The following is an 886-nucleotide window of genomic DNA, read 5'->3' on the forward strand; positions in this document are numbered from 1 at the left end:
GCTTCTTAAGTGGTGGAATAACCATGTCGTCGATACCGATAGACACACCAGATAGCGTTGCTTGAGCAAAACCAAGATACATCAATTGGTCAGCAAACATAACACTTTCTTTTACGCCAACTTTACGGTAGCAAGAGTTAATCAAACGAGAGATGTTTTTCTTCGTCATCTCTTGGTTACACTCATCAAACGTCATACCTTTAGGCATGATGTTCCAGATAAGTAGACGACCAGCAACCGTATCTTTGATACTGATTTCTTTGGTCTCGTTACCTTCTTCGTCAATTTGCGTCTCAGTAACACGCACTTTGATCTTGGCGTTTACATGTAGATCGTTTGAACCAATTGCACGCAATGCTTCATTAACGGTAGCAAAAATCATGCTCTCGCCTTTGGCATTGATCGACGAGCGACTGATGTAATATAGACCTAGTACAACATCCTGAGATGGTACGATGATCGGATCACCGTTCGCAGGTGACAAGATGTTGTTGGTAGACATCATTAAGGCACGTGATTCAAGCTGCGCTTCTAGCGTCAATGGCACGTGAACGGCCATTTGGTCACCATCGAAATCGGCGTTGAATGCAGTACAAACAAGCGGGTGCAACTGGATAGCTTTACCTTCGATCAATACTGGCTCAAATGCCTGTAGACCCAAACGGTGAAGGGTTGGCGCACGGTTAAGCAATACTGGATGCTCACGGATAACCATGGCCAGCATATCCCACACTTGTGGCTCTTCACGCTCTACCATCTTTTTAGCAGCTTTAATCGTAGTCGCTAAACCATGAGACAATAGTTTGTTATAAGTAAATGGCTTGAATAATTCTAGTGCCATTTTCTTAGGTAGACCACACTGATGTAGACGTAGTGTTGGACCTAC

1 pseudogene is annotated in these 886 nt (G+C 43.9%); it reads right to left on the bottom strand.

What is annotated here, in order from left to right:
* A pseudogene (locus tag ACS8FC_RS15800) lies at positions 1-886 on the bottom strand (DNA-directed RNA polymerase subunit beta'); the annotation flags it as partial.

This window comes from Psychrobacter sp. 1Y4 (assembly GCF_051847555.1).